Below are 23415 nucleotides of genomic sequence, written 5' to 3'. Positions count from 1 at the left end.
TCTATCCGTGATCGCCCTGCGTTCATCCAGGCCGTCCACCCAAAGCGCGTCCCCTTTTTCATGCATCGGGTTGGCGAACGTCGATGTCGCTGAGATAGGCTACGACCGTGGCATGCGAGGTCGCCGCCGTCAGCGCGCCGATCACCAGCACCATCATGACCACCCCCAGATAGCCTGCCGAGCCGATGGCGAAATTGCCGAACAGGGCGGTTGCCTGATCGGCCTGGGGCGTCGCCATGTTGCGCGACGACCACCAGGAAAAGGCGACGAAGACCAGCACCGCCGCCGCGCCGCCGGCGGCCGCGCCCCTCATGCCGGTGACCAGGAAATGCCGGCGGAATTCGCGCGCGATGAACCGCGCCTCGGCACCGACGAAATGCAGCACCTCGATGATGTGACCATTGCCGGCCATGGCGCCGCGGGTTGCGAACACCACGGTCAGCACGGTCGCCGACAGCATCAAGACCAGCACGGCGATGCCGATGGTCACCGTGGTGCGGGCCATAGCCACCAGCCGGTCGACCCAGGTGCGGTGATCGTCGAGTGATGCGCTCGGCAGCTTCGGGGCGATCGCGGCGCGCATGGTGGCGAAGTCGGGTGGGCTGTTCTCGTCAATGGTGACGGTGATCAGGCGCGGCACCGGCAGGTCGTCGATGTTGAGGCCTGAACCCAGCCACGGTTCGAGAAGCCTTGCCGTGGCTTCACGGTCGATGATCTTTGTCGACCGCACGCCGGGGAATTCGCCGGCGATCCGCGAAGCCTGGGCAAGCGCTGCTTCCATGTCGAGACCATCGACCGGTTTGATCTGGATCGTCGCCTCGCGCGAGATCTGGTTCTCCCAGACCGAGGCGGTGTCGCGCACCAGCGTCACCGCGCCGAAGGTGAGGCAGGACAGGAAGGTCATGATGGCGATGACCAGGACCAGCGCACGGCCGGCGATGTTTTGCGCCGGCACGATCGGCGCCATCCGGCGCTGGGCGCGCGGCCTTGCCTCGGCCAACTCGGCGTCACGGTCTTCCAGGTGTTCTGCGGACAGCTCAGTCATAGACATCCAGCCTTCCGCCAGCCAGGATCATGCGGCGTGCGTCGACCTGTTCCATCAGGCCAAGATCGTGGGTGGCGATGACCACGGCGGTGCCGAGCCGGTTGAGCTCGATGAACAGCCGCAGCAGGCGCCGCGCCAGGGGCGGATCGACATTGCCGGTCGGCTCGTCCGCCAGCAGGATCTCGGGCTGTTCGATCAGGGCGCGGGCGATCGCGGCGCGCTGCTTCTCGCCGCCCGACAGGACCGGCGGCAGCACATGCATGCGCTCGCCCAGCCCAACCCATTTCAACAGCTCGGTGACATCGGTGCGGTAGCTCGCTTCCTCGCGCCCGCGCACGCGCAGCGGCAGCGCGACATTTTCATAGGTGGTCATGTGGTCGAGCAGGCGAAAATCCTGGAACACCACGCCGATGCGGCGCCTGAGATGCGGCAATTCGGTGCGAGAGATGCGCGAGCGGTCCTTGCCGAAGATGGTGATCAGGCCGCGCGTCGGTTTCAACGACATGAAGAGCAGGCGCAGCAATGTCGTCTTGCCGGCGCCCGAAGGGCCGCTCAGGAACTGGAAGGAGCGCTCCGGTATGTGCAGGGAAATGTCGCGGAGTATCTCCGGACCCATGCCATAGCGGAGGCCGACATTTTCGAAGCGAATCAATTTCGGCGACCTGAAATTCCTAGAGCATGATGCCGAAAAGTGTGAAGCGGCTTTCGGACGACATCATGCTCCACCTCTTTGATTTAGAGCCGGATTCGAATTTCACGTCGATTCGACCTGAAATCATCCGGCTCTGCCGGCGGCGAGCCGGCCCGTTCTGGGAAAAGACCATCGGCCGGCATGGTTAACCGGCGGTTAATTTCTATGCTCTTTCGGCGCGTCACGAGGGCTCCGGTGGTGAAACGTTAACCATTTGTGTTTACGCAAAAGAAACGAAAAGCGAACAGGTGCAATACTGGGCCATGACGGCTGACGAGCGAACCGCGCGCCCGGTTTCCGGCGAAATCATGACCGATCCGCCGGCAATTGCCGTGGCGCACCGAATCTGGCGCGGTCCGGCGCCCGATATCGTCGATGCCGATTATGTCGTGATGCCGCGGACAGCCGCGGCCACGCAAGCCAAACCGCAGCCGCCCCCGATTATTACGCCGCCCGTAGAGGGCATGGATATGCTGCGTAAGCCAGAGGCGCCGGCGGTGCGGCCGCCGGCCTCGCGCGGCGGACCGATCTTCTGGATCGTCGGCATCGGCGCCGCCCTTGCCGCCTTCTGGATCTCCGGCGGACATGCGTTGGTGCGCCAGGCGCCGTTACTGACCGGCGCGCAAGCTTCGGCATTGACCATTTCAGGCGTCACCTCGCGCGTCGACGCCTCCGGCGCGAATCCTGTGCTGTTCGTCGATGGCGAGGCCGCCAATGACGGGACGGGTCCGGCGACCCTGCCGCCGCTCGAAATCCGGGTGACGGGCAATGACGGGCGCACAACCCGCTATACATTGGGGACATCCGGCCACGCGCTGGCCTCGGGCGAAAGATTCGGCTTTGCCAGCCGGCTCGACGTGCCTAAGAACGGCGTAAGAACCGTTTTGGTCACTTTCGCCGAGTAGGCGATCATCGGGAAGGCCATCAATGCCCATCGTACGCAACAAGGACATCGAAGTCCTGTTTTCGGCATCGGCGATCGCGCGGCGCAATCTCGAGCTCGCCAAGGAGATCGCCGAGCACGATTACCATGATCTGCTGGTGATCTCGGTGCTGAAAGGCTCGTTCGTCTTCGCGGCAGACCTGATCCGCGCCATGCACGATGTCGGCCTGTCGCCCGAGGTCGAATTCATCTTCATTTCCAGTTACGGCGCCGGCACCACCAGTGGCGAGGTGAGAGTGCTGCGCGACATCGACAACGAGGTTGCCGGCCGCGACGTGCTGTTGATCGACGACATTCTGGAATCGGGCAAGACACTGACCTTCACGCGCGACCTGATGCTGTCGCGTGGCGCCAGGAGTTGTTCCATAGCGGTGCTGCTCGACAAGCGCATGCGCCGCCAGACCGCGCTCAATGCCGATTATGTCGGCTTCGACTGCCCCGATTATTTCGTTGTCGGCTACGGCATGGACGTCGCCCACGCCTTTCGCGAACTGCCGTTCGTGGGTGTTGTGAAAGGCGACGCTTAGGATTTGTGGGAGCATTATCGCGAACCTGTAGGCGTGCTCAAAAATCGTCGCGGTAATTGTTCGATGCGGCGGTGATGGATTTCGCCGCCGCTGCGTTTCCGGTTGAGGAAAAGTCAACTTTTGCCCGCCAAATATGCCGGCCATGGCAAAGCTTCTGATCGTCGAGGACGATGAGTCCGTCCGCACCCTCGCAGCCCGCGCGCTCGAACGCGCCGGCCACACAATCGATATCGCCGCGGATGGCGCGCAAGGCCTTTCGCTGATCCGGGCCGCGAATGGCGCTTACGACCTCGTCGTTTCCGATATCCGTATGCCGGAGATGGACGGTATCGAGATGGCGATCGCGGCGGCCGCCCTTTTTCCGGCGATGAAGATCATGCTGATGACCGGCTATGCCGACCAGCGCGAGCGCGCCGAGGAACTGAACGGCATCATCCTAGATGTCGTGCAGAAGCCGTTCACACTGGCCGAGATCCGTTCACGCGTGGATAAGGCGCTGATCTGCTTCGCCTGATCAGGCTGGATCGGTGGCGGCGAGCGCCGGCGCCGTGCTCCGGCGCCGCCCTGCGTTGAGCGCCAGCAGGCCGGCGCCGATGATGAGAGCGGCACCGATCACGGTGGTCGGCCGCGGCACTTCGGCGAAGAACAGAAAACCCCAGAGCGGCGACCACAGGATGCCGGTGTATTCGAAGGTGGCAACGCGGTTTGCCGGCGCCAGCCGGTAGCCCTGCGACAAGAGGATCATGCCGGCCGAGGCGACGAGACCGCAGGCGGCCATCTTGAGGAAATCCGGCAGCGTCGGCCATATCCACGGTCGCACCAGAAACTCCAGGCTCGGGTGAACGGCGTGGCTTACGCCGGCAAGGTGAAATGTGGCGGCGACCACGGCGGCGCCGACCAAATAAGCGCCGTTCTGATAGAAGGCCATGACGGTGGACGATTCGGTGTCGCCGATCTTGCGCGTCATCAGCTGCGACAAGCCGTAGAGCGCCGCCGAGCCCAACGACAACAGCGCTGCCCCGTCGAACAGCCCGGCGCCGGGCCGCACCATCACGACAACGCCGAGCAGCCCGATCAATACGGTCGCCAGCGTCTGCCAGGAGACGCGCTCGCCAAGATAGGGTCCGGCTAGCGCCATGATGAAAAGCGGCGCCATGAAATAGAGCGCAACGGCGTCGGCCAGCGGCAGGGCGGCGATGGCCAGGTAGTACACCGTGTAGGAGGTGAACTGGATGAAGGCACGCACCGTCAGCAGGCCGAACCGTTTCGACAGGATCGCCCGCAGGCCGACATCGGCGTGGACAAGAACGATCAGGATAGGCAAGGCGACGATCGAACGGATCGCCATCACCTCGGTCACCGGGTAACCGCTCGACACGGATTTGACCAGCGGGTCCTGCAGCGAGAAGACCAGCACACCCAGACACAGGCTCAGGATGCCGCGCGCCATCCTATTGTGCATCTGCGTTCAGGCTCCTGCGCGTACGATCCGAAGCGTCCGACTCCGGATCAAAAAGAACCCGCCACCGTTTCGGGTAGCGGGCACGAGTGAGGACTCTTTAGATTGGTCCGCAGCTGATTTCGCAGCCGCATATCCAATGGGTGAGGCGACTATCGTTCGGCGTTTGACATGTTGCAAACGAATTGGAATGATGCCAGCAATCAAGTTTTCTTATGGCGGATTTCCATGCGGCCGACCCTCGACAGCGATCTCCTGCGCACCTTCGTGGCCATTGCCGAGACCGGCAATTTCACCAAGGCGGCGGAGCAGGCGGGCCGCACCCAGTCGGCCGTGTCGATGCAGATGAAAAAGCTTGAAGGACTGGTCGGCGACAGCCTGTTCGAGCGCGGTTCACGCGGCGTCGTGCTGACGCGGCGGGGCGGCGAACTCATCGTCAATGCCCGCCGCATCGTCTCGCTGCTCGACGAGACGGCGGCGTCGATCACCGCGGCGCCGCTGGGCGGGCCGGTGCGCATCGGCATTCCCGAGGAATATGGCCTCGCCATCTTGTCACGCGCGCTCGGCGCGTTTTCGAAACGCCACGCCCAGGTCGAGGTTACCGTTCGCTACGCGCATTCGGGGGCACAGATCGCGGCGCTCGCGGCCGGTGAACTCGATCTGTGCGTGATGTTCGAATGGCAGGATCCGTCCGGCGGCGAGGTGCTGATGCACGATCCGACCGTCTGGGTGACCTCGAACCTGCATCACATGCATGAAGAACGTCCGGTGCCGATCGCCCTCTACAACCGGGCAGGCTGGTGCAAGGATTTCGCCATCAAGTCGCTGGAGCAGCGCGGCCTTGCCTACCGCGTCGCCTATACGAGCGACACCAATGGCGGGCTGAAGCTTGCCGTCACCTCGGGGTTGGCGATCGCGCCGATTTCACGCAGCAACATTCCGGACGGCTGCCGTGAGTTGTCATCCGTCGATGGGTTCGGCGCCATCGATTCCTCGAATGTGGTGATGCATCGCAACCCGAACGCATCCGGCGAGGCGATCGACGGCATGCAAGAGGCGATCCGGGAAGCGTTCAGGCAAGATGTCTGAATGCTTCGGCCGATCGCCGCCGCTTCGCGTCCTCTGTTGTCCGTCCTGACGGAAAGCTGTCAGGAGCCGCATGATAGAAAGGCCCGTCGCCAACTGGAGAATGATGAATGATCGTCTTCTACCACAATCCCTGGTCACGCGCCTCCGGCGTCCATTGGCTGCTCGAGGAACTCGGTGTGCCGTTCGAATTCTCGCGCGTCGACATCCGTGCGAAAGAGGGCGTTCCTGAATCCTACCGGGCAATCCAGCCGAACAAGAAGGTGCCGGCCATCGACCACGACGGCACCATCATCACCGAACGCGCCGCGATAACCATCTACCTCGCCGATACCTTCGCCGAAGCCGGCCTCGCGCCCGCCATCGGCGATCGTGCACGGGCCACTTATCTGACCTGGCTGGTCTATTCGGATTCCGTCTTGGATCCAGTGGTGGCCGCCAAGGCACATGGCAAAGAATTCATGGGCAGCCGCTATTCCTACGGGTCCTTCTCCGAGATGGTTGCCAATCTGGAGAGGACGCTTTCGTCGCGGCCGTATATCGCCGGCGACAAATTTACGGCGGCAGACACGCAAATCGGCAGTGGCGTCCATTTTGCGACAAACGTGCTGCGCGTGCTGCCCGAGCATCGGGTCTTCCGAGCCTATATGGATCGTCTTGCCGCCCGTCCGGCATTCCAGCGCTATTCGCAAAGGGAATATGAGATGGCGCAGGCGGCCGGAATGCTCGACAGCCGCTGACGGCTTCTTCCGCTTCAGGATCCGTCTTGATGGAAATGCAGCCGGTTGCCGAATGGACCGGCGATCACCTCGCGCTTCTGACGCAATTCCGGACGGAAAACGGCTCACACTTTTTCTGGTATCGCCCTACTTCAGCTCCAACAGCCGTTCGAGATAGCTGCGCTCGATATCGGGGCTCAGCGCATTGCCGAGCCGCTTGCGGATCGCTTCCAGGATCTGGCGCGCGCGCTGGACGTCGATCTCGTCGGGCACTTTCACCGAATCGCCGAAATCGGGGCCTTGGCTGGCGCGTGGCCGGCCGAGCGGATCGCGGTCGGCATTCTGCTGGCGGCCGCCTTCCTGGCTGCCGCCCTGGTCGCCCTGCATGGCCTGCATCTGCTTCATCATGTCCTTGGCGCCCTTGCGCAGCGCCTCGAGCGCCCGGCCCTGATGACCGACGGCCTCGTCGCCCTGGCCTTCGCCGAGCGCCTGCTCGGCGCTGCCCATGGATTTACCAGCCTCGCCAAATCCCTCGTTGGGCTCCATGCCCATGCCTTCGAGGCCCTTCTTCAACTGCTCGAGATCGCTTTTCAGCTGCCCCTGGCCTTCCTGCAACTGCTTCAGCGCATCAGCGAATTCCTGCGGCGTCATCGGCTTTTGCCTGGCGCGCGGATCCTGGTCTTGGCCCAGACCCTGCCTGTCCTGATTCTCGCCACTGCCTTGTCCAAGCTGCTCGTCAGGGTTCTGCCCGCGCTGGCGCTCGCCGCGCTGCATCTGGTCCATGCGGAAAGTATCGTTCATCATCTCCTGCTGGCGCCGCAGGATCTCGCCAAGCTTGTCCATCTGCTGGCGCATCTGGCTGTCCTGCTCGCCGCCCTGCTGCTGACGGCCGGCCTGGAGATTGTTCATCATGTCCTGCAACTGCGACAGCAATTGCTGCGCCTTGTCGCGATCACCCGACTTCGCCAGGTTCTCGATCTGGTCCATCATGCGGTCGATGTCGCTCTGGCGCAGTTCCTGGCCGTTCTGCTGCATCTGCGGCGCATTCGGGTTCTGCTTGGCGCGTTCGGCGAATTCCTGCAGGAACTGGTTCATCGCCTCGCGCAGTTCCTTCATCGCCTTCTCGATTTCCTGGTCGCTGGCGCCGTTCTTGATGGCGTCCTGCAGCGCCTGTTGCGCCTGGCGCAGCCGCTTTTCGGCGGCCGAGAGGTTGCCCTCCTCGATGCCAAGCGCGATTTCCCAGAGATAGGCGACCTCGCCGCGCAGCTGATCGTCGTTCCCGGCCAGCTTCAGCCGGCTGCGCGCGCTCATGATGGCGAGGTAGTGGGACATGGTGTCGAACGTGTCTTCAGGCCGCAGCGTGATGGCGTCGATCAGATCGAGCACGTGTGGCTTGGCATTGGCGTCAAGCGCGAGCAGGCGGCGCTGTTCGATCACCGCCCGCGCCAACGGGTTGGTGAACGGCCGCTCGGGCATCACCAGCGTCTTGGTCTCGCTGGACGCGGTGTGTCCGGCGTCGTCCGTGGCGACCAGCGTCAGCTTGATGCTGCTGCCGGCCCAGACATGCTCGGTCAGGTCCTTCGTGGTCCTGGCGGCATTCAACTTGCCGCCGCGGCGCGGCAGCGTCAGCGGCATATCGGGTGGGCCATAGAGCGGATGCGCACCCGGCGCTTGCGGATCGGCCAGCGCGAAGACCGCCTTGGCGGTGGCGGCGCCATAGTCGTCGTCGATCTGGTAGTTGAGTTCGAAAGCGCCATTGGCGGCGCGCTTCGGCTCGCCGACGAAGCGGATCTGCGGCGGCTTGTCAGGGATCACGGCGAAGGCCCAGCGGCCGAGTTCGTCCTCGCCCGATTTCAGCGTCAACATGCCGTCGCTCGTCAGCTTGCCTGTGTACTGGCGCACCTTTGATGGCACCGCCGGGCCCGCGGCCGGCTTGGCCGAGGCTGCCTGAGGGCTGGCCGGATCGATGCTGCGCGCGCTGCCATCCTTGTCGGCATAGGCAAGCGTTTCCTCGCCCGAGCCACCGGTGACGCGCAAGGAGACGTCGCTACCCTCGGGGACATGAAACGTCGGCGTCGCCTGGTTGGCGTCGGCGGTCAGGAAGATCGGCGGCTTGCCTGTATAGGCCGGCGGCGTCACCCAGGCGTCGATGCGCGGCGGCACCGCGTCGTGCATGCCAAGGGCGCTGAACCCGTCGCCTATTCGGCCACCTGTCGGCCCGAACGAGAAGGCAAAGGCGGTGACGAGCAAAAGTGCGGCTACAGCGCGCAGCGCCCAGGGGTCGCGCTCCGGCACCCGCGTGCGCGGCACGTCGGCGCCGAGGCTGTCGAGCTTTGCGGCCATGCGCTTCTGGTGCTCGCGCCACAGCGCCTGCGAGAAGCTGCTTTCCCGGCCGCTTGGCCGGTCGGCCTGCGTCAGAACGGGGCTGTGCAGCAGGTTGTTGGCGGCCTCGATGCGGCGGTCGACCTCGGCGGCACCGGGTACGCGGAAGAAGCGCAGTGGATAGAGTGCGGCAAGCCCTGCCAAGCCGAATCCGGCGACAAGGCCGATGCGTACCGCATCCGGCAGCCGGGAGAAAATGCCGAACCAGGAGGCACTGAGGAACAGGCAGGCGACGATGACCAGCGGAAGCAGCAGCGGCCAACCGCGCTCGACCACCATCGAGATCCGCGTCGCCAGCCGGCTCAAGGCCAGGCGTCCGGCCAGTCCGCGATCGCTGCTGAAGATGGGTCGTTCCGTCATCGGCCCTTCCTAGAACGGTTCAGCGTTTTTGACCCGCTCCAACCTTTTTTCACGCAATCCCGCAACCGCCATGCACTTTTGCCGGAATTGCTCCAGCGCCTGTTCCAGTTCCAAAGAACCGGGACGGCGCTCCATCTCGCCAAGCATGAAAAGCGGGTTCCGCTTTTCCAGCCGTAGGGCGGACGCCAGCTAAGCCTTACGACTCGAAAGAATACCAGCAAACACGGCAAAGGCGAGGCAGTTTGAAAAAACGTGAACCCGGCCGAAATGGTTGCAATCAGAAATTGGCGGGGTTTGCGTTGGCGCCACAGACCAGAACGGCGATGCGCTCGCCTGATGCGGGCGTATAGCGGCCGGACAGGATCGCGGCGAAGGCGGCGGCACCTCCCGGTTCGGAGATGATGCGCACCCGGTTCCACAGCGCCCTCTGCGCGGCAATGATGTCGTCGTCGCTGACCAGGATGGAGCGCTCGACGAAGGCTTCGGCGATCGGGAACATCATTTCGCCGACGCGCTTTGGCGCCAGGGAATCGGCGGCGATGCCTTCCGCCGGCGCGTCGACGGGATGGCCGGCCTCGAAGGCGCGATGAAGCGTCGGCGCGCCCTCGGGCTCGACGGCGACGATGCGGATGCGGCCGGCATACCAGGCGGCGATGCCGGCGATCAGGCCGCCCCCACCGACGGCGACTAGCAACGTGTCGATCTCAGGCAGGTCGTTCTCGATCTCGAGCCCGAGCGTGCCCTGGCCGATCAGCGTCTCCTCCTGGTTGAAGGCATGGATCTGCAAGGCGCCGGTGTCCTCGGCGAAGCGTTCGCTGGCGGTTAGTGCCTCGGCATAGCGCGCGCCGCCGACGACCAGATCGGCGCCATAGCCGCGAATGCGCTCCAGCTTCGCCTGTGGGCTCACTTCGGGAACGAAGATGGTCGCCTTGTGGCCGAGCCGCATGGCGGCGTAGGCGACCGCCGCGCCATGGTTGCCGCCCGATGCGGCGACGACGCCGGCCTCGGGAACCGGCCGCTCCAGAAGATTGGTGAAGGCGCCGCGCGCCTTGAACGAACCGGAATGCTGCAGGCATTCGAGCTTGAGGTCGATCGCCAAAGGCGGGCCATCGAAGTCGGCCATGTCGACGCGCAGCACCGGTGTGTGTCTGATATAGGGACGGATGCGCGGTTCCATCGCGGCAATGCGCTCGCGTGTGACGGTGCTGTCTGGCATGGTTCCTCCCTTGACGTTTTCCCTTGGCGGGCCGGCTACTTCAGCCAGTCGGGGACCGAATCCAGCCCGATCAGGTCTTCATAGGTCAGGCGAGGGCGCACGACGTGGAAACGGTCGCCGTCGACCAGTACCTCCGGCACCAGCAGGCGGGTGTTGTAGGTGCCGGCCTGCACGGCGCCGTAAGCGCCGGCAGTGGACACGGCAACGAGATCGCCGGCCTTCAGCCTGGGCAGGTCGCGGTCGAGGCCGAGATAGTCACCGGTCTCGCAGACCTGGCCGACCACGTCGACCATCATGCGGGGCGTGTCGGCCGGCGGCTGCACGACCGGCCTGATATCGTGGAAGGCATCGTAGAGCGTCGGCCGGATCAGGTCGTTCATGGCGGCATCGACGACGAGGAAGTTCTTCGCGTCGCCTTCCTTCACGAAGATGACTTCCGAGACGAGGATGCCGGCATTGCCAACGATCAGCCGGCCCGGCTCGAACATCACCTTCAAGCCCAACTTGGTGACGTGCTTTCTGACGATCTGGGCATAGGCGTCGGGCAAAGGCGGCGGGCTGTTGTCGACGCGATAGGGAATGCCGAGGCCGCCACCGAGATCGACATGCTCGATGGCATGGCCATCGGCGCGCAACGCGCCGACCAGATCCACCAGCAGGGCGAAGGCGTCGTCGAAGGGCTGCAATTCGGTGATCTGGCTGCCGATATGGGTGTCGATGCCGGTAACCTTGATGCCCGGAAGCGTTGCCGCGCGGGCATAGACCTGGCGCGCCCGCTGCCATGGAATGCCGAACTTGTTCTCGGCCTTGCCGGTGGAGATCTTCTTGTGGGTCTTGGCGTCGACATCGGGATTGATGCGCAGCGAGACCGGCGCCACCTTGCCCAGTGCGGTGGCGCGGGCCGAGAGGAGTTCAAGCTCCGGCTCGGATTCGACGTTGAAGCAAAGGATGCCGGCTTCGAGGGCGAAGTCCATTTCGCGCGCGGTCTTGCCGACGCCCGAGAACAGGATCTTGCCGGCCGGGATGCCCGCGGCCAGCGCCCGGCGCAATTCGCCTTCCGAGACCACGTCGGCGCCGGCGCCGAGCTTTGTCAAGGTCCGCAGCACCGCCTGGTTGGAGTTGGCCTTCATGGCGTAGCAGACAAGCGCGTCCAGCCCGGCAAAGGCCTGGGCAAAGACGCGGTAGTGCCTGGTCAGCGTGGCCGTCGAATAGCAGTAGAACGGCGTGCCGACCTGGGCGGCGATATCAGGGATGGCCACGTCCTCGACATGGAGCACGCCGTCGCGGTAGTCGAAATGGTTCACGAGAGTGGTTCCGGAAAGTTGGGGCACGACGACATCGGGTTTGGAAGACCTGACCCGATCGCGTCGGCTCTAGATCAGCGGATCGAGAATGAACTTCTTGTCCCGGACCGGTTTTTCCGGCTCCGGCGGCAGGGGCTGCTTGGCTTTCTCGGCATCCTTGCGCGCCTGGACGGCCGCCTCATAGGGCGTGTCGAGGCCGGCCTTGCGACCGCAGGCGGTCACGGAGGCAAGAGCCGCCAGAAGCGTCAGCGTCACCAAAATCCTGCTTCCGGTCATCGATCCATCCGTCCGAAACGTTTGCCAGCCGCCGCTTTTAGCCGAGTTCTCAGCGCATTGCACCCCGGATATTGCTGATCGCAACATCCGGATATTGCTCGTCGCAATCCGGCATCATGCCTTTGCGATGCGCTTTTTCCAGGCGCGGATCTGCTTCCTCACTTCCGAGGGCGCCGTGCCGCCGAAACTGGTGCGGCTCTTGACCGAGTTCTGCACCGCCAACACCGAGAAGATATCGGAAGTGATGCCGGAATTGATCGACTGCAGGTCCTCCAGCGACAGCTTCTCCAAGCCCACCTTCTTCTCTTCGGCGAGCGCCACGGCGCGGCCGGTGACATGATGTGCCTCGCGAAAGGGCAGGCCGAGCGTGCGCACCAGCCAGTCGGCGAGATCGGTGGCGGTGGCGTGGCCCGAGCCTGCGGCCTTCTTCATCGCCACTGCGTTGACCGTCATGTCCGAGACCATGCCGGTCGTGGCCGCCAGCATCAGGTCGAGCGTCTCGGCTGCGTCGAACACCGATTCCTTGTCTTCCTGCATGTCCTTGCCATAGGTCAAAGGCATGCCCTTCATCACCGTCAGCAGGCCGACCAGATGGCCGTTGACACGTCCGGTCTTGCCGCGCACCAGTTCGGCGGCGTCGGGATTCTTCTTCTGCGGCATGATCGAGGAGCCGGTGGAGAAACTATCCGACAGCCTGATGAAGCCGAACTGCGGCGTCGACCAGATGATGATCTCTTCGGCCAGCCGCGACAGATGCGTGGCGCAGATCGCCGCCAGGCTTAAGAATTCCAGCGCGAAATCGCGGTCGGAAACGCTGTCCAGCGAATTGCGCATCGGCTCGCGGAAGCCAAGCGCCCTGGCGGTCTGGTGGCGGTCGATCGGGAAGCTGGTGCCGGCAAGGGCGGCGGCACCCAGCGGGCTTTCATCCATCCGTTCGATGGCGTCGCGTACGCGCGACAGATCGCGCGAAAACATCTCGACATAGGCCATGCAGTGATGCCCGAACGTCACCGGCTGGGCCGCCTGCATGTGGGTGAAGCCCGGCATCACGGTCGCCGCATGCTCCTCGGCCCGCTCCAGCAATGCCCTGATCAATCCTTTCAGCGCTTCGGCGACGCGAAAACACTCGTCCTTGACCCAGAGCCTCAGATCCACGGCCACCTGATCGTTGCGCGAGCGCGCGGTGTGCAGCCGGCCGGCAGCCGGACCGATCAGGTCGGCGAGGCGAGCCTCGACATTCATGTGGATGTCTTCCAGCTTGGTCGAGAACTCGAAGCTGCCAGCCTCGATCTCTTTCAGAATCGTGTTCAGCCCGTGAGCGATTTTTTCTTGATCGGCCGCCGAAATAATGCCCGTCTGCGCCAGCATCTCGCTATGAGCGATCGAGCCTCTGATGTCCTGCGCGTAGAGCTTGCGGTCGAACGAGATCGACGCGTTGATCGCTTCCATGATCGCGGCCGGACCCGAGGCAAATCGTCCGCCCCACATCTGGTTGCTGGTCTTCTTGTCGCTCATCGCTATAAACCCGTGCTTCGGAGCAGTTTGAGAAAAATGGCAGACGGAAACAGATTTTTCCCGGCCCCGCGCCTGATCCTCGCCGCCCTGGTGGCGGGAGTGCTGGCCGGCGCGGTCGCGGTATATGTCAGCGAGAGCCGGTCTGGCAACAACGCCGCGCCGCAAGCGGCGGTCGCCGGCAGCAGCGACGACGTCGCCTGCGCCGCCAAGAGTGACCGCGCCAAGAAGGTCGCGGCTGCCGCCACCGGCGAGGTCGCCGCCCTGTTGCCCGCCGATCCGCCGCAATCGATGAAGCGCCTGGCCTTCAACGGCCCGGACGGCAAGCCGATGACCATCGCCGACCACGCCGGCAAGACGGTGCTGCTCAACCTCTGGGCCACGTGGTGCGCGCCGTGCCGTGCAGAAATGCCCGCGCTCGACGCGTTGCAGAAGGAGAAAGGCAGCGACGCCTTTCAGGTCGTCGCCGTCAATGTCGATGCCGGCGACGATGTGAAGCCGAAGAAGTTCCTCAAGGAAACCGGTGTCGAGACGCTCGGCTACTATCGGGATTCGACCATGACGCTTTTCAACGACCTCAAGGCGCGCGGCCTGGCGCTCGGCCTTCCGGTCACCATGCTGATCGACGGCGAAGGCTGCCTGATCGCCCACATGAACGGTCCGGCCGAATGGTCGGGGCCTGACGCCAAGCGGCTCGTCGAGACGGCGCTGGGATCGTGAGCAAGAGGCTAGGCTGAGCGCACGCTTGGCTTGAGCAATATAGGGTTGTCGTCCTGGTGGTCAGCGACGCGCACCGGAGTACGCTTGCCGTTGCCCTTCAGTTCGTCGAACGTCTCGATCGGCGTCGGCTTGCCGAGATAGTAGCTCTGGCCGATCTCACAGGCCTCCGCGTCCGGGAAGTTCAACTCGCCAGGCGTTTCTAAGCCTTCGCCAGCACAGGCAGGCCGAGCCCACATCCCGTCCCCAGCACAGCGCGCACGATTGCCGCGAGCTGGTCGTTCGTGCGTCAGCACCAGCAGCATTCATCCATTTAGCCGGCTAATCATGGCGATCCGTCTCGGGCTTTACGCCGGCGACGATCACCCTGGCTACCTAAGGCGCCGGTACGACATTTTCATGCCGGCGCAACCGCCGTGGGGAGGAACGAACAGCTGTGCAAAGGCCTGGGAGCCACAACAGAACTGTCACATACCTTCTCTAAGAGAGCGGGCAAGGACTTGCGCAAGACCCTTGTCATCAGCCACTCAAGAGGGAAAAACCATGACCATGATCAAGCGGGGCCTCGCTGCCCTTGCCGTCGGTGCGCTCGGTAGCGCGCTGGCGATGCCTGCCTTTGCAGAACCGGTAAAATTCGATTTCTGGTTCGGCCTTTCGGGCGACCTCGCCCGCGTCGTCGACACGATGTGCAAGAACTTCAACGAGTCGCAGAAGGACTACGAAGTCGTCTGCACCAGCCAGGGCAATTACGATGCCACGCTGCAGAACACCATCGCCGCCTTCCGTGCCGGCAAGCAGCCAACCATCGTCCAGGTCTATGACGTCGGCACCGCCACCATGATGCTGTCGGGCGCCTACAAGCCCGCCGACAAGCTGATGGAGGAAAACGGCTACAAGATCGACTACGCCGACTATTTCCCCGGCATTGCGCGCTACTATGCGACCTCGAAGGGCGAGATGCTGTCCTTCCCGTTCAACTCCTCGACTGCCCTGATGTACTGGAACAAGGACGCCTTCGCAAAAATCGGCAAGACCGAAGCGCCCAAGACCTGGGAAGACGTCGGCGCCGACCTCAAGGCGATGAAGGACGCCGGCTACGAATGCCCGATGGCAATCAACATCTCGGCCAACGAAAGCTGGCAGTTGATGGAGCAGTTCTCCGCGATCCACAATCAGCCGATCGCCACCAAGAACAATGGCTATGACGGGCTCGATGCCCGCCTGGAGGTCAACAAGACCAAGTTCGTCCAGTACGTCACCGACCTCAAGAAGTGGTATGATGCCGGCCTGATCAAGATCAAGTCGAAGGATCTCGGCCAGGACATGGTCCAGTCCTTCGCCTCCGGCACCTGCCAGATGATCCTGACCTCCGTCGGCGACCACGGCACCGTCGGCAGGACCCAGAAGGAAGGCATGAAGTGGGACGTCGCCGAACTGCCGGTCTATGCCGGCACCGAGCGCAAGAATTCGCTCGTCGGCGGCGCTTCGCTGTGGGTGCTCTCCGGCAAGTCGGACGCCGAATACAAGGGCGCGGCTGCCTTCCTCAACTTCATCCACGACCCCAAGACCGCTTTGTTCTGGTCGACCAACACCGGCTACATCCCGGTGACCAAGTCGGGATTCGACTACATGAAGGCCGACGGTTTCTACGACAAGGCGCCCTACAAGGGCCGTGAAGTCGCGATCGCCAGCCTGACCGCCTCGGAGCCGACCGAAATCACCCGCGGCGTGCGCCTGGGCAACTTCACCCAGATCCGCGCCGAGTTTGGCACGCAGATGCAGGCGATCTTCGCCAACAAGGTCAGCGTCCAGGAAGGCCTCGACACGCTGGTCAAGAACGGCGACGCCATCCTCGACCGCTTCCAGCAGACCTATCCGGGCAAGACCCTGCCCTGATAGCCGAATTGCCAAAGGCCGCCCGTGTTCCAAGCGTGATCACTTCCGAAAACGATTTCCGTGTTTCGGGATCATGCTTGGGTCGACGGGCGGCCGTTTCGCATATTAATCTCACCCTTGCTCCAGGCCAGCTGTGAAGCGGCATCGGCGGACCGATGGAAAAACGCGTTACCTTCAGCAGATCGACGATCGGCATCCTGTTCGCGGTGCCGCAGCTCCTTCTGATCTTCACGTTCTTCTACTGGCCGGCAGGCCAGGCCGTGTACTGGTCGCTGACGCTGCAACAGCCCTGGGGCGGCGGCAACATCTGGGTCGGGCTCGACAATTTCCGGTCGATCCTGGCCAACGCCGATTATTGGAACTCGATCACCGCCAGCCTTGTCTTTGCGGGGATCAGCACCGGCCTTGCGATGTTCATCGCGTTGGTGCTCGCCGCCCTGACCGATCGCCAGCTCGCCGGCTCACGCCTCTATCGCGTGGTGCTGATCTGGCCCTACGGTATTGCCGCGCCCGCGCTGGCGATGGCGTTCCGCTTCATCCTGGCGCCGGAGGCCGGCTTCATGGCCGTCCTCAACCAAGTCTGGCCCGGCTTCTGGGACCCTGGTCTCGACGGCGCCGATGCCATGGCTTCGATCATCGTCGCCTTCTCCTGGAAATATGTCGGCTATAACTTCATCTTCTTCCTCGCCGCCTTCCAGGCCATCCCGCGTTCGCTGATCGAGGCGGCGGCGATGGACGGATCCGGCGTCGTCAGGCGCTTCCGGGACATCCAGTTCCCGCTCATCACGCCGACGATCTTCTTTCTGCTGGTCATCAACATCACCGAAAGCTTTCAGGATTCCTTCGGCATCGTCGACATCATGACCTCCGGCGGCCCGGCGAACGCGACCAATCTGATGGTCTACAAGATCTATTCCGATGGCTTCAAAGGCCTGGATTATTCAGGCGCCGCCGCGCAGAGCATCATCCTGATGCTGCTCATCATCGTGCTCACCATCTTCCAGTTCCGCTTCATCGAGCGGCGCGTGCATTACAGGTGAGATAGACATGGTCGAGCGCACCCCGTTCCTCAATTTCCTCACGCACCTGATCCTGTTCGTCGGGTTCATCTTTTGCATCGCGCCGTTCGCGGTCGTGGCGATCGCCGCGTCGCACAACCTCAAGGACGTCAACGATGTGCCGATGTCGTTGCTGCCGGGCAGCGATTTCTGGATCAACATGAAGACGGCCTGGACGACCGCCGATCTCGGTCCCAAGCTGTTTAACAGTTTCGTCATGGCTGCCGGCGTGGCGGCGGGCAAAGTGATCATCTCGGCGCTCACCGCCTTTTCGATCGTCTATTTCCGCTACCCCGGGCGCACGTTCATCTTTTGGCTGATCTTCGTCACACTGATGCTGCCGCTCGAAGTCCGCATCGTGCCGACCTACGCGGTCGTCGCCAATGTGCTGTCACCCTACAAGGCCATCCTCGACGTGACGGGCCTGAGCTGGCTGATCGAAAAAGTGTCGGGCGTGCAGGTCTCGCTCAGCCTCGGACTGCTCAATTCCTATACCGGTCTGATCATGCCATTGGTCGCCACGGCCACCGGCACGTTCCTCTACCGCCAGTTCTTCCTGACGGTGCCCGATGAACTGACCGAGGCCGCGCGCATGGACGGCGCCGGCGCCCTGCGCTTCTTCATTGATGTCCTGCTGCCGCTGTCGCGCAACAACATGGCCGCTTTGGGCACCATCATGTTCCTGTGGGCCTGGAACCAGTATCTATGGCCGCTGCTTATTACCACCGATCAGTCGCATGCGACTGCGGTTACCGAGCTGAAGCAGCTCATTCCTAATGTCGGCGGCGCGCCGGAATGGCACATCGCCATGGCGGGCACGCTGATCGTCATGCTGCCGCCGCTGATCGTCGTGGTGCTGATGCAGCGCTGGTTCGTGCGTGGCCTTATCGCCACCGAGAAATAACGGGAGACAGAAGATGGCCTCCATCGCCATACGCGGCGTCACGAAGAACTACGCCAGGACGCAGGTCGTGCACGGGGTCGACCTCGATTTCGCCTCGGGCGAATTCGTCGTCATCCTGGGGCCGTCCGGTTGCGGCAAGTCCACGCTTCTGCGGATGATCGCCGGATTGGAGGAGATTTCCGGTGGCGAGATCGCCATCGACGGCACCGTGGTCAACAAGCTCGAGCCGCGTGAGCGTGGCTGCGCCATGGTGTTCCAGAACTACGCGCTCTATCCGCATATGAGCGTCGCCCAGAATATCGGCTATTCGCTGAAGGTCTCAGGCGTTCCTTCCGCGCAACGCAACCAGCGCATCCAGGCGGTTGCGCGCACGCTGGAACTCGAACATCTGCTCGACCGCAAACCTATGGCGCTTTCGGGTGGCCAGAGGCAGCGGGTCGCCATGGGCCGCGCCATGATCCGCGAACCGAAAGTGTTCCTGTTCGACGAACCGCTGTCCAATCTCGACGCCAAGTTGCGCGTCCAGATGCGGTCGGAAATCCGCAAGCTGCACCGCCGGCTCAACGCCACCTCCGTCTTCGTCACCCACGACCAGGTCGAGGCGATGACGCTTGCCGACCGGTTGGTGGTGATGAATGCCGGACGTGTCGAACAGGTCGGCACGCCGGGCGAAATCTACAGCAGGCCCGCCAGCCGCTTCGTCGCCACTTTCGTCGGCGCGCCGGCGATGAACATTCTGGAAGGCACGGTCGAACTCGATGGGCTGTCGCTGCTCGGCGGCAGCCGGCGTATCGTTGTTCCGCGCGCAGGTCTGCCGGTCGGCACGAAGGTCGCGATGGGCATCCGGCCGGAAGCCGTCCGGCTGGTGGCGCCAGACGCGGCCGGCGCGCTCAAGGCCACCGTCGACCTGGTCGAGGAACTCGGCGCGGGGCGGGTCATCTACGTCGACCTCGACGGCGCGCCGTTTTCGGTGATGACATCGGAAGCCGTGCACCCGGAGCCGGGCAGCACGGTCGGTCTGAAGCTTTCGCCAGAGGACATGCATTTCTTCTCGTCGGAGACGGGAAACCGCCTCGATGTCTTCAAGGCGTCCGTTCCCGAGCCGGCACTCTAATTTCCAAAACTTCGCGCGAGCGGTGACCGAACCTGCCGCGGCCCGAGCACATCAGGCACTCGGCCGTTCAGGCCAGCACATGCGCCTTTCCCGACACGGTGAGCCGCACGATCTCTCCCACCGCGGGTGCATCCATGCCCGGCTTGCGCAGGATCAGCGGCGTGTTGCCGATGGCGGCGGCGTCCGGCGGATCGGGATTGTTCATCAGGCGCACCGCGATGGTGCACATCGAGCCGGCGAATTCGGATTCCACCACCTCGCCAAACAGCATCTCCGGTGTGCCCGACATGCCCTCGCGCGATGTCCTCTTCAATCCGATCTGCTCCGGCCGCAGCATGATGCGGGCGACATCGCGTCTATCTGATGTGTCGACCGCGATGCGGCCTAGCGGTGAGTTGGCGAAACCGCCTGCCACCTTTGCCGGCAGGATGATGGCGTCGCCGAGGAACTCGGCGATCATCCTGTCCTTCGGCTTGAAATAGAGCTCGCGCGGCGTGCCGACCTGCGAAAACTTGCCTTCGCGCATCACCGCCACTTGGGCAGCGAAGGACAGCGCCTCGGCCTGGTCGTGCGTGACCAGGATGGTGGTGATGCCGGCCGCTTCCAGAAGCTCGGCCACCGCCTTGCGCATCGAAGCGCGCAGACCGGTGTCGAGCGCCGAGAACGGCTCGTCGAGCAGCATCAGCCGCGGCTTCATCGCCATGGCGCGGGCAAGCGCCACTCGCTGCTGCTGGCCGCCGGAGAGCTCGTGCGGGCGGCGCTTGAGCACGGCCTTGTCCAGCCCGACGATGTAAGCGAGTTCGACGATGCGCTCGGCGCGCTTGTCCGCGCCGCGGTCCATACCGAAACCGATATTGTCCGATATGGTCAGATGCGGGAAGAGGGCGCCGTCCTGCGCCACCACGCCGATGCCGCGGCGATGCGCCGGGACAGCCGCACCACCATTGGCCAGCACCTCGCCGTCGAGCACGATGCGGCCCTGGTCCGGCGCCTCGAAGCCGGCGATAAGCCGCAGCAGGGTGGTCTTGCCGCAGCCGGACGGGCCGACAATCGCCGTGCGGCTGCCGCTGGCGACATGGAGGTCGACGCCGTCAAGGGCCGCGACCGGGCCGTAGTGCTTTTTCAGGCCGCTGATTTCGAGAAAGCTCATCGTCCGGCCATCCGTTTCGACTGGACATAGAGCAGCCAGGTCAAAGGCAGCGACATCGCCACCATGATGAAGGCATAAGGCGCCGCCGAGGCATAGTCGATCTCGCCGCTGTAGGACCAGAATGCCATTGCCAGCGTGCGGGTGCCGTTTGGCGCCAACATCTGGGTCGCGGTCAGTTCGTTCATGATGCCGAGCGCCACCAGCGCCATGCCGGCCGCGGCGCCGGGCGCCGACAGGCGGATCGTCGTCGACCAGAGTGCGTTGAGCGGACGCCGGCCAAGGCTGGACGCGGCGCGTTCGAGCTCGACCGGTGCCTGGGCGATTGATGCGCGCAGGCTGACCAGGGCACGCGGCAGGAACATGAGGGCATAGGCCACCAGGATGGTGAACAGGGTCTGGTAGAGCGGCAGGGCGATGCGCACGGTGATGGTGACCAGCGCCAGCGCGATGACGATACCCGGTAGCGAGCCGACGATGTAGTTGCAACCTTCCAGCAGGCGCTGCAACGGTCCCGGCGCGCGGATCGAGATCCAGGCCATCGGCATGGCGGCGACCGTTGCAAGCAACGCGCCGGCAAGCGACAGGAACAGCGTCTGGCCAAGCGCCAGGCCAATTTCATCGAGACGCCAGACATCGGCGCCGCCGGCGACGAGCCAGCGGCCGATGGTGATGAAAGGTACGCAAAGCGCCAGCAGCGTGATGACCATAAGCAAGGCGAGGCTCGGAATGGTGGCGCGGCCGAGGCCCTTGCGTTGCTGGTAGCGCGCCGCGCCGGAGCCGACACGGGCATAACGCTCCTCGCCGCGCACCAGCACTTCGATGCCCAGGAGCACAAAGCAGCAACACACCAGCACGCCGGCCAGCATGTTGGCGGCCGGTCCGTTGAAGGTCGACTGGAACTGGTCGACGATCGCCGTGGTGAAGGTATCGAAGCGGATGAAGACGTAGAGGCCGTATTCGGCCAGCAGGTGCAATGCGACCAGCAGCGAGCCGCCGCAGATGGCGAGCCTGAGCTGCGGCAACACGACACGCCAGAACACGCGCCAGGGTCCAAGGCCAAGCGCCGCGGCCGCGTCCTCCAGGGCGGGATCGAGGCGGCGCAGCGCCGCCGACACCGGCAAATAGAGGAAGGGGAAATAGGCGATCACGGACACCAGCACGCCGGCCCACAGACCGTGCAGCCCGGGCACCATGGTGATCCAGGCATAGGAGTGGACGAAAGCGGGAATGGCGAGGGGCGCCACGCATAGCCAGGCCCAGAACCGGGCGCCGGGCAGGTCGCTGCGTTCGGTCAGCCAGGCCAGCGCCACCGACAGGATGATGGCGATCGGCACGGCCAGCAGCACCAGAAGGCCGGTGTTGACCAGCAGTTCGCCGACACGGGGCCGGAAAACCAATGCCGAGACCGTGTCCCAGCCGGTCTGCACCGCGACCCCCATGATGAAGGCAAGCGGCAGCAGCGACAGCAGCGAGACGAAGATGGCGGCGGTGACGAGCCACGGCGCCGTCCGCCGCCGAGCCTTTCGGCCCATGCGCGCAGGCAGGCCCGAGTGTTCGAGATCGATCGCGGACTGCATCAGGTCAGGCACCGCGCCGTTGCCGCCCGGTGGCAGCAATCGAAGGACCGCAATCGCGGTCGGGAATACAGCGTGTCGTCATCGACGAATGCCATCTCGAAAAACAAAAGCACTCCCGCCGAAAATGAATTCCGGCGGGAGCATGGTCGGTTGTCCTTTTAGGACGAACGATAACTAAAGCAAGCCGGCTGCCGTCATCAGGTCGGTGACCTTCTTCGAGTTCAAGGTTGTCGGATCGACCTTGGGCGCCTGCAGATCGGCCAGCGGCACCAGCTTCGGATTGGATTCGGCACCTTTGCCGACCGCGTATTCGAAGGAGTCACCGTTCTTGAGAACGTCCTGGCCGCCCTTGCCGGTGACCCACTTCAGGAAGGCCTGTGCTTCCTTCGGATGCTTGCTCGAGGCGAGCACGCCACCACCGGAAATCGAGACGAACGCGCCCGGATCCTGGTTCTTGAAATAGTGCAGCTGGACATTCTTGCTGTTTTCACCGGTCTTGGCCTGATCGCCAAAGTAGTAGTAGTGATAGATCACGCCGCCTTCGATCTCGCCGGCGTTGACCGCCTTCATTACCGTGCTGTTGCCCTTGTAGGCCGTGAAGTTCGTCTTCATCGCCTTCAGCCAATCGGCCGTAGCGGCCTCACCCTTGAGCTGCAGAAGCGCGCTGACGATCGCCTGGAAATCGGCACCCGACGGCGAGGCGGCCCAACGGCCCTTCCAGCTAGGATCGGCGAGATCAAGCATCGACTTCGGCAGCTGGTCGGCGGTCAGCTTGGTCTTGTTGTAGGCAAAAACGGTGCTGCGCGCCGCAACGCCGACCCACTTGCCGCTTGCCGGATGGAAGTCCTGTGGGACCTGAGCCAGCGTGTCGGCATCGACCGGGGCGAACAGGCCTGCATTCTCGACCAGCGCCATGGCCGGCGAATTCTCCGTCAGGAAGATGTCGGCGGGCGAAGCAGCACCTTCGGCGACGATCTGGTTGGAGAAGTCGCTGTCGCCGCCATTGCGCAAGGTGACCTTGATGCCGGTTTCCCTGGTGAACCCTTCGGCCCATTCCTTGGCGAGGCTTTCATGCTGGGCGTTGTACACGACGATGCCGGCATCTTCGGCCATCGCCGGACCGGCGATGAGGCCGATTGCAAGTGCCGTGGCGCCGGCAAGGGCAAGAAGGGGGGATTTCATAAGGTGCTCCTCGGGTTTCCCACATTGCGGATGCGCCCGAGTATCAAATCATGAATGCGCTAGTCAAGATTGAAAGGCGTCCGGCTGATCTGTTTCGCATGTCAAGACGTCAGTGACGGGTATCACCCGATACCGGGGGGCGATGGCGGGCCTCTGGACTACACGCTTCAACGGGCCGTGGCGATCGGGAGTTTGACAAATCGGCATGGCATTCCGGTGGGCCATCCCGCACACTTTCGTGACTTGCCCGTAGTTTGGCTTGGACATTATTTCGCCGGCCACGTAACAAATCAACGC

The 23415-nt window shown here is 63.7% G+C and carries 22 protein-coding genes and 1 pseudogene; 10 read left to right on the top strand and 13 right to left on the bottom strand.

The features are described 5' to 3' along the window. Window positions 1-58: 58 nt before the first annotated feature. A complete protein-coding gene (locus FJW03_RS20490) occupies window positions 59-1045 on the bottom strand; it encodes a cell division protein FtsX (protein WP_140764524.1) in 987 nt (328 codons plus the stop codon). Then, on the bottom strand, window positions 1038-1697 hold the full coding sequence (gene ftsE, locus FJW03_RS20485; RefSeq protein WP_027041732.1) for a cell division ATP-binding protein FtsE: 660 nt from the start codon (window positions 1695-1697) through the stop codon (window positions 1038-1040). The genes FJW03_RS20490 and ftsE overlap by 8 nt, the downstream gene beginning before the upstream one ends. A gap of 302 nt (window positions 1698-1999) precedes the next feature. On the opposite strand from ftsE, the gene FJW03_RS20480 reads away from it, so the two are divergent. From FJW03_RS20480 to FJW03_RS20470, 3 genes are all read left to right on the top strand, one after another. Beyond that, on the top strand, window positions 2000-2641 hold the full coding sequence (locus tag FJW03_RS20480; protein ID WP_140764395.1) for a hypothetical protein: 642 nt from the start codon (window positions 2000-2002) through the stop codon (window positions 2639-2641). Between the two features lie 22 nt (window positions 2642-2663). After that, window positions 2664-3206: a hypoxanthine phosphoribosyltransferase gene (gene hpt, locus FJW03_RS20475; RefSeq protein ID WP_140613087.1), complete on the top strand. Its 543-nt coding sequence runs from the start codon at window positions 2664-2666 to the stop codon at window positions 3204-3206. A 142-nt stretch (window positions 3207-3348) separates the two neighbouring features. Beyond that, entirely contained in the window at window positions 3349-3720 is a 372-nt protein-coding gene (locus FJW03_RS20470) for a response regulator (protein WP_181173255.1), read from the top strand. Here FJW03_RS20470 and FJW03_RS20465 read toward each other — a convergent pair whose 3' ends face one another. After that, window positions 3721-4668 carry a DMT family transporter gene (locus FJW03_RS20465; protein WP_140764389.1) on the bottom strand — a complete coding sequence of 316 codons (948 nt, stop codon included), beginning with the start codon at window positions 4666-4668 and terminating at the stop codon, window positions 3721-3723. A 225-nt stretch (window positions 4669-4893) separates the two neighbouring features. Between FJW03_RS20465 and FJW03_RS20460 the strand changes: the two genes are divergently transcribed. Together FJW03_RS20460 and FJW03_RS20455 are read left to right on the top strand one after the other, a co-directional pair. After that, on the top strand, window positions 4894-5754 hold the full coding sequence (locus tag FJW03_RS20460; protein WP_140764386.1) for a LysR family transcriptional regulator: 861 nt from the start codon (window positions 4894-4896) through the stop codon (window positions 5752-5754). 107 nt (window positions 5755-5861) lie between these two features. After that, window positions 5862-6491 (top strand): glutathione S-transferase family protein, encoded by a 630-nt coding sequence (locus FJW03_RS20455; protein ID WP_140764383.1) that lies wholly within the window; start codon window positions 5862-5864, stop codon window positions 6489-6491. Between the two features lie 126 nt (window positions 6492-6617). Here FJW03_RS20455 and FJW03_RS20450 read toward each other — a convergent pair whose 3' ends face one another. The 6 genes from FJW03_RS20450 to argH form a co-directional block, all read right to left on the bottom strand. Further along, the gene (locus FJW03_RS20450) at window positions 6618-9212 is read right to left on the bottom strand and encodes a TIGR02302 family protein (protein ID WP_140764380.1); all 2595 of its coding nucleotides are present in this window, start codon (window positions 9210-9212) and stop codon (window positions 6618-6620) included. A 9-nt stretch (window positions 9213-9221) separates the two neighbouring features. Next, window positions 9222-9359, bottom strand: coding sequence for a hypothetical protein (locus FJW03_RS20445; RefSeq protein ID WP_181173254.1), 138 nt, complete (start codon window positions 9357-9359; stop codon window positions 9222-9224). A 130-nt stretch (window positions 9360-9489) separates the two neighbouring features. Beyond that, a complete protein-coding gene (locus FJW03_RS20440; protein ID WP_140764377.1) occupies window positions 9490-10428 on the bottom strand; it encodes a threonine/serine dehydratase in 939 nt (312 codons plus the stop codon). 35 nt (window positions 10429-10463) lie between these two features. After that, window positions 10464-11732, bottom strand: coding sequence for a diaminopimelate decarboxylase (gene lysA, locus FJW03_RS20435; protein ID WP_140764374.1), 1269 nt, complete (start codon window positions 11730-11732; stop codon window positions 10464-10466). Window positions 11733-11801: 69 nt separating this feature from the next. Beyond that, window positions 11802-12008 carry a lipoprotein gene (locus FJW03_RS20430; RefSeq protein ID WP_140764371.1) on the bottom strand — a complete coding sequence of 69 codons (207 nt, stop codon included), beginning with the start codon at window positions 12006-12008 and terminating at the stop codon, window positions 11802-11804. A 114-nt stretch (window positions 12009-12122) separates the two neighbouring features. Continuing rightward, window positions 12123-13523: an argininosuccinate lyase gene (gene argH, locus FJW03_RS20425; RefSeq protein WP_140764368.1), complete on the bottom strand. Its 1401-nt coding sequence runs from the start codon at window positions 13521-13523 to the stop codon at window positions 12123-12125. A gap of 36 nt (window positions 13524-13559) precedes the next feature. Here argH and tlpA point away from each other — a divergent pair, with 36 nt between their 5' ends. Continuing rightward, the gene (gene tlpA, locus FJW03_RS20420) at window positions 13560-14240 is read left to right on the top strand and encodes a thiol:disulfide interchange protein TlpA (protein ID WP_140691743.1); all 681 of its coding nucleotides are present in this window, start codon (window positions 13560-13562) and stop codon (window positions 14238-14240) included. 8 nt (window positions 14241-14248) lie between these two features. Here tlpA and FJW03_RS20415 read toward each other — a convergent pair. Beyond that, window positions 14249-14523, bottom strand: a pseudogene (locus FJW03_RS20415) (bifunctional diguanylate cyclase/phosphodiesterase); the annotation flags it as partial. 257 nt (window positions 14524-14780) lie between these two features. On the opposite strand from FJW03_RS20415, the gene FJW03_RS20410 reads away from it, so the two are divergent. From FJW03_RS20410 to FJW03_RS20395, 4 genes are all read left to right on the top strand, one after another. Further along, window positions 14781-16133 carry an extracellular solute-binding protein gene (locus tag FJW03_RS20410; protein ID WP_140610519.1) on the top strand — a complete coding sequence of 451 codons (1353 nt, stop codon included), beginning with the start codon at window positions 14781-14783 and terminating at the stop codon, window positions 16131-16133. Window positions 16134-16288: 155 nt separating this feature from the next. Continuing rightward, entirely contained in the window at window positions 16289-17173 is an 885-nt protein-coding gene (locus FJW03_RS20405; protein WP_140610520.1) for a carbohydrate ABC transporter permease, read from the top strand. Between the two features lie 7 nt (window positions 17174-17180). Beyond that, window positions 17181-18095, top strand: coding sequence for an ABC transporter permease subunit (locus tag FJW03_RS20400; RefSeq protein WP_140764365.1), 915 nt, complete (start codon window positions 17181-17183; stop codon window positions 18093-18095). Between the two features lie 13 nt (window positions 18096-18108). After that, on the top strand, window positions 18109-19209 hold the full coding sequence (locus tag FJW03_RS20395; protein WP_140610522.1) for a sn-glycerol-3-phosphate import ATP-binding protein UgpC: 1101 nt from the start codon (window positions 18109-18111) through the stop codon (window positions 19207-19209). A 67-nt stretch (window positions 19210-19276) separates the two neighbouring features. Here FJW03_RS20395 and FJW03_RS20390 read toward each other — a convergent pair whose 3' ends face one another. The 3 genes from FJW03_RS20390 to FJW03_RS20380 all read right to left on the bottom strand — a co-directional run bounded on the left by FJW03_RS20390 (window position 19277) and on the right by FJW03_RS20380 (window position 23118). Next, complete coding sequence (locus FJW03_RS20390; protein WP_140610523.1) at window positions 19277-20359, bottom strand: ABC transporter ATP-binding protein; 1083 nt, start codon at window positions 20357-20359, stop codon at window positions 19277-19279. Continuing rightward, window positions 20356-21936, bottom strand: coding sequence for an ABC transporter permease (locus tag FJW03_RS20385; RefSeq protein WP_181173253.1), 1581 nt, complete (start codon window positions 21934-21936; stop codon window positions 20356-20358). Before FJW03_RS20385 ends, FJW03_RS20390 begins: the two co-directional genes overlap by 4 nt. Window positions 21937-22110: 174 nt before the next feature. After that, complete coding sequence (locus FJW03_RS20380) at window positions 22111-23118, bottom strand: iron ABC transporter substrate-binding protein (RefSeq protein ID WP_140764359.1); 1008 nt, start codon at window positions 23116-23118, stop codon at window positions 22111-22113. Between the last annotated feature and the right edge of the window lie 297 nt (window positions 23119-23415).

It is taken from the genome of Mesorhizobium sp. B4-1-4 (assembly GCF_006439395.2).
Lineage (GTDB): Bacteria > Pseudomonadota > Alphaproteobacteria > Rhizobiales > Rhizobiaceae > Mesorhizobium.
Note: the sequence above shows the minus strand (reverse complement) of the source record. Positions and strands in the feature narration are given on the sequence as shown.

Coding starts and splice junctions, on each gene's coding strand:
- FJW03_RS20390 (WP_140610523.1), bottom strand. CDS start 20,359: ATGAGCTTTCTCGAAATCAGCGGCCTGAAAAAGCACTACGGCCCGGTC.
- FJW03_RS20400 (WP_140764365.1), top strand. CDS start 17,181: ATGGTCGAGCGCACCCCGTTCCTCAATTTCCTCACGCACCTGATCCTG.
- FJW03_RS20380 (WP_140764359.1), bottom strand. CDS start 23,118: ATGAAATCCCCCCTTCTTGCCCTTGCCGGCGCCACGGCACTTGCAATC.
- FJW03_RS20430 (WP_140764371.1), bottom strand. CDS start 12,008: ATGACCGGAAGCAGGATTTTGGTGACGCTGACGCTTCTGGCGGCTCTT.
- FJW03_RS20465 (WP_140764389.1), bottom strand. CDS start 4,668: ATGCACAATAGGATGGCGCGCGGCATCCTGAGCCTGTGTCTGGGTGTG.
- FJW03_RS20395 (WP_140610522.1), top strand. CDS start 18,109: ATGGCCTCCATCGCCATACGCGGCGTCACGAAGAACTACGCCAGGACG.
- FJW03_RS20450 (WP_140764380.1), bottom strand. CDS start 9,212: ATGACGGAACGACCCATCTTCAGCAGCGATCGCGGACTGGCCGGACGC.
- FJW03_RS20455 (WP_140764383.1), top strand. CDS start 5,862: ATGATCGTCTTCTACCACAATCCCTGGTCACGCGCCTCCGGCGTCCAT.
- FJW03_RS20470 (WP_181173255.1), top strand. CDS start 3,349: ATGGCAAAGCTTCTGATCGTCGAGGACGATGAGTCCGTCCGCACCCTC.
- argH (WP_140764368.1), bottom strand. CDS start 13,523: ATGAGCGACAAGAAGACCAGCAACCAGATGTGGGGCGGACGATTTGCC.
- hpt (WP_140613087.1), top strand. CDS start 2,664: ATGCCCATCGTACGCAACAAGGACATCGAAGTCCTGTTTTCGGCATCG.
- FJW03_RS20480 (WP_140764395.1), top strand. CDS start 2,000: ATGACGGCTGACGAGCGAACCGCGCGCCCGGTTTCCGGCGAAATCATG.
- tlpA (WP_140691743.1), top strand. CDS start 13,560: ATGGCAGACGGAAACAGATTTTTCCCGGCCCCGCGCCTGATCCTCGCC.
- FJW03_RS20445 (WP_181173254.1), bottom strand. CDS start 9,359: ATGCTTGGCGAGATGGAGCGCCGTCCCGGTTCTTTGGAACTGGAACAG.
- FJW03_RS20410 (WP_140610519.1), top strand. CDS start 14,781: ATGACCATGATCAAGCGGGGCCTCGCTGCCCTTGCCGTCGGTGCGCTC.
- FJW03_RS20440 (WP_140764377.1), bottom strand. CDS start 10,428: ATGCCAGACAGCACCGTCACACGCGAGCGCATTGCCGCGATGGAACCG.
- FJW03_RS20405 (WP_140610520.1), top strand. CDS start 16,289: ATGGAAAAACGCGTTACCTTCAGCAGATCGACGATCGGCATCCTGTTC.
- FJW03_RS20460 (WP_140764386.1), top strand. CDS start 4,894: ATGCGGCCGACCCTCGACAGCGATCTCCTGCGCACCTTCGTGGCCATT.
- FJW03_RS20490 (WP_140764524.1), bottom strand. CDS start 1,045: ATGACTGAGCTGTCCGCAGAACACCTGGAAGACCGTGACGCCGAGTTG.
- FJW03_RS20385 (WP_181173253.1), bottom strand. CDS start 21,936: ATGCAGTCCGCGATCGATCTCGAACACTCGGGCCTGCCTGCGCGCATG.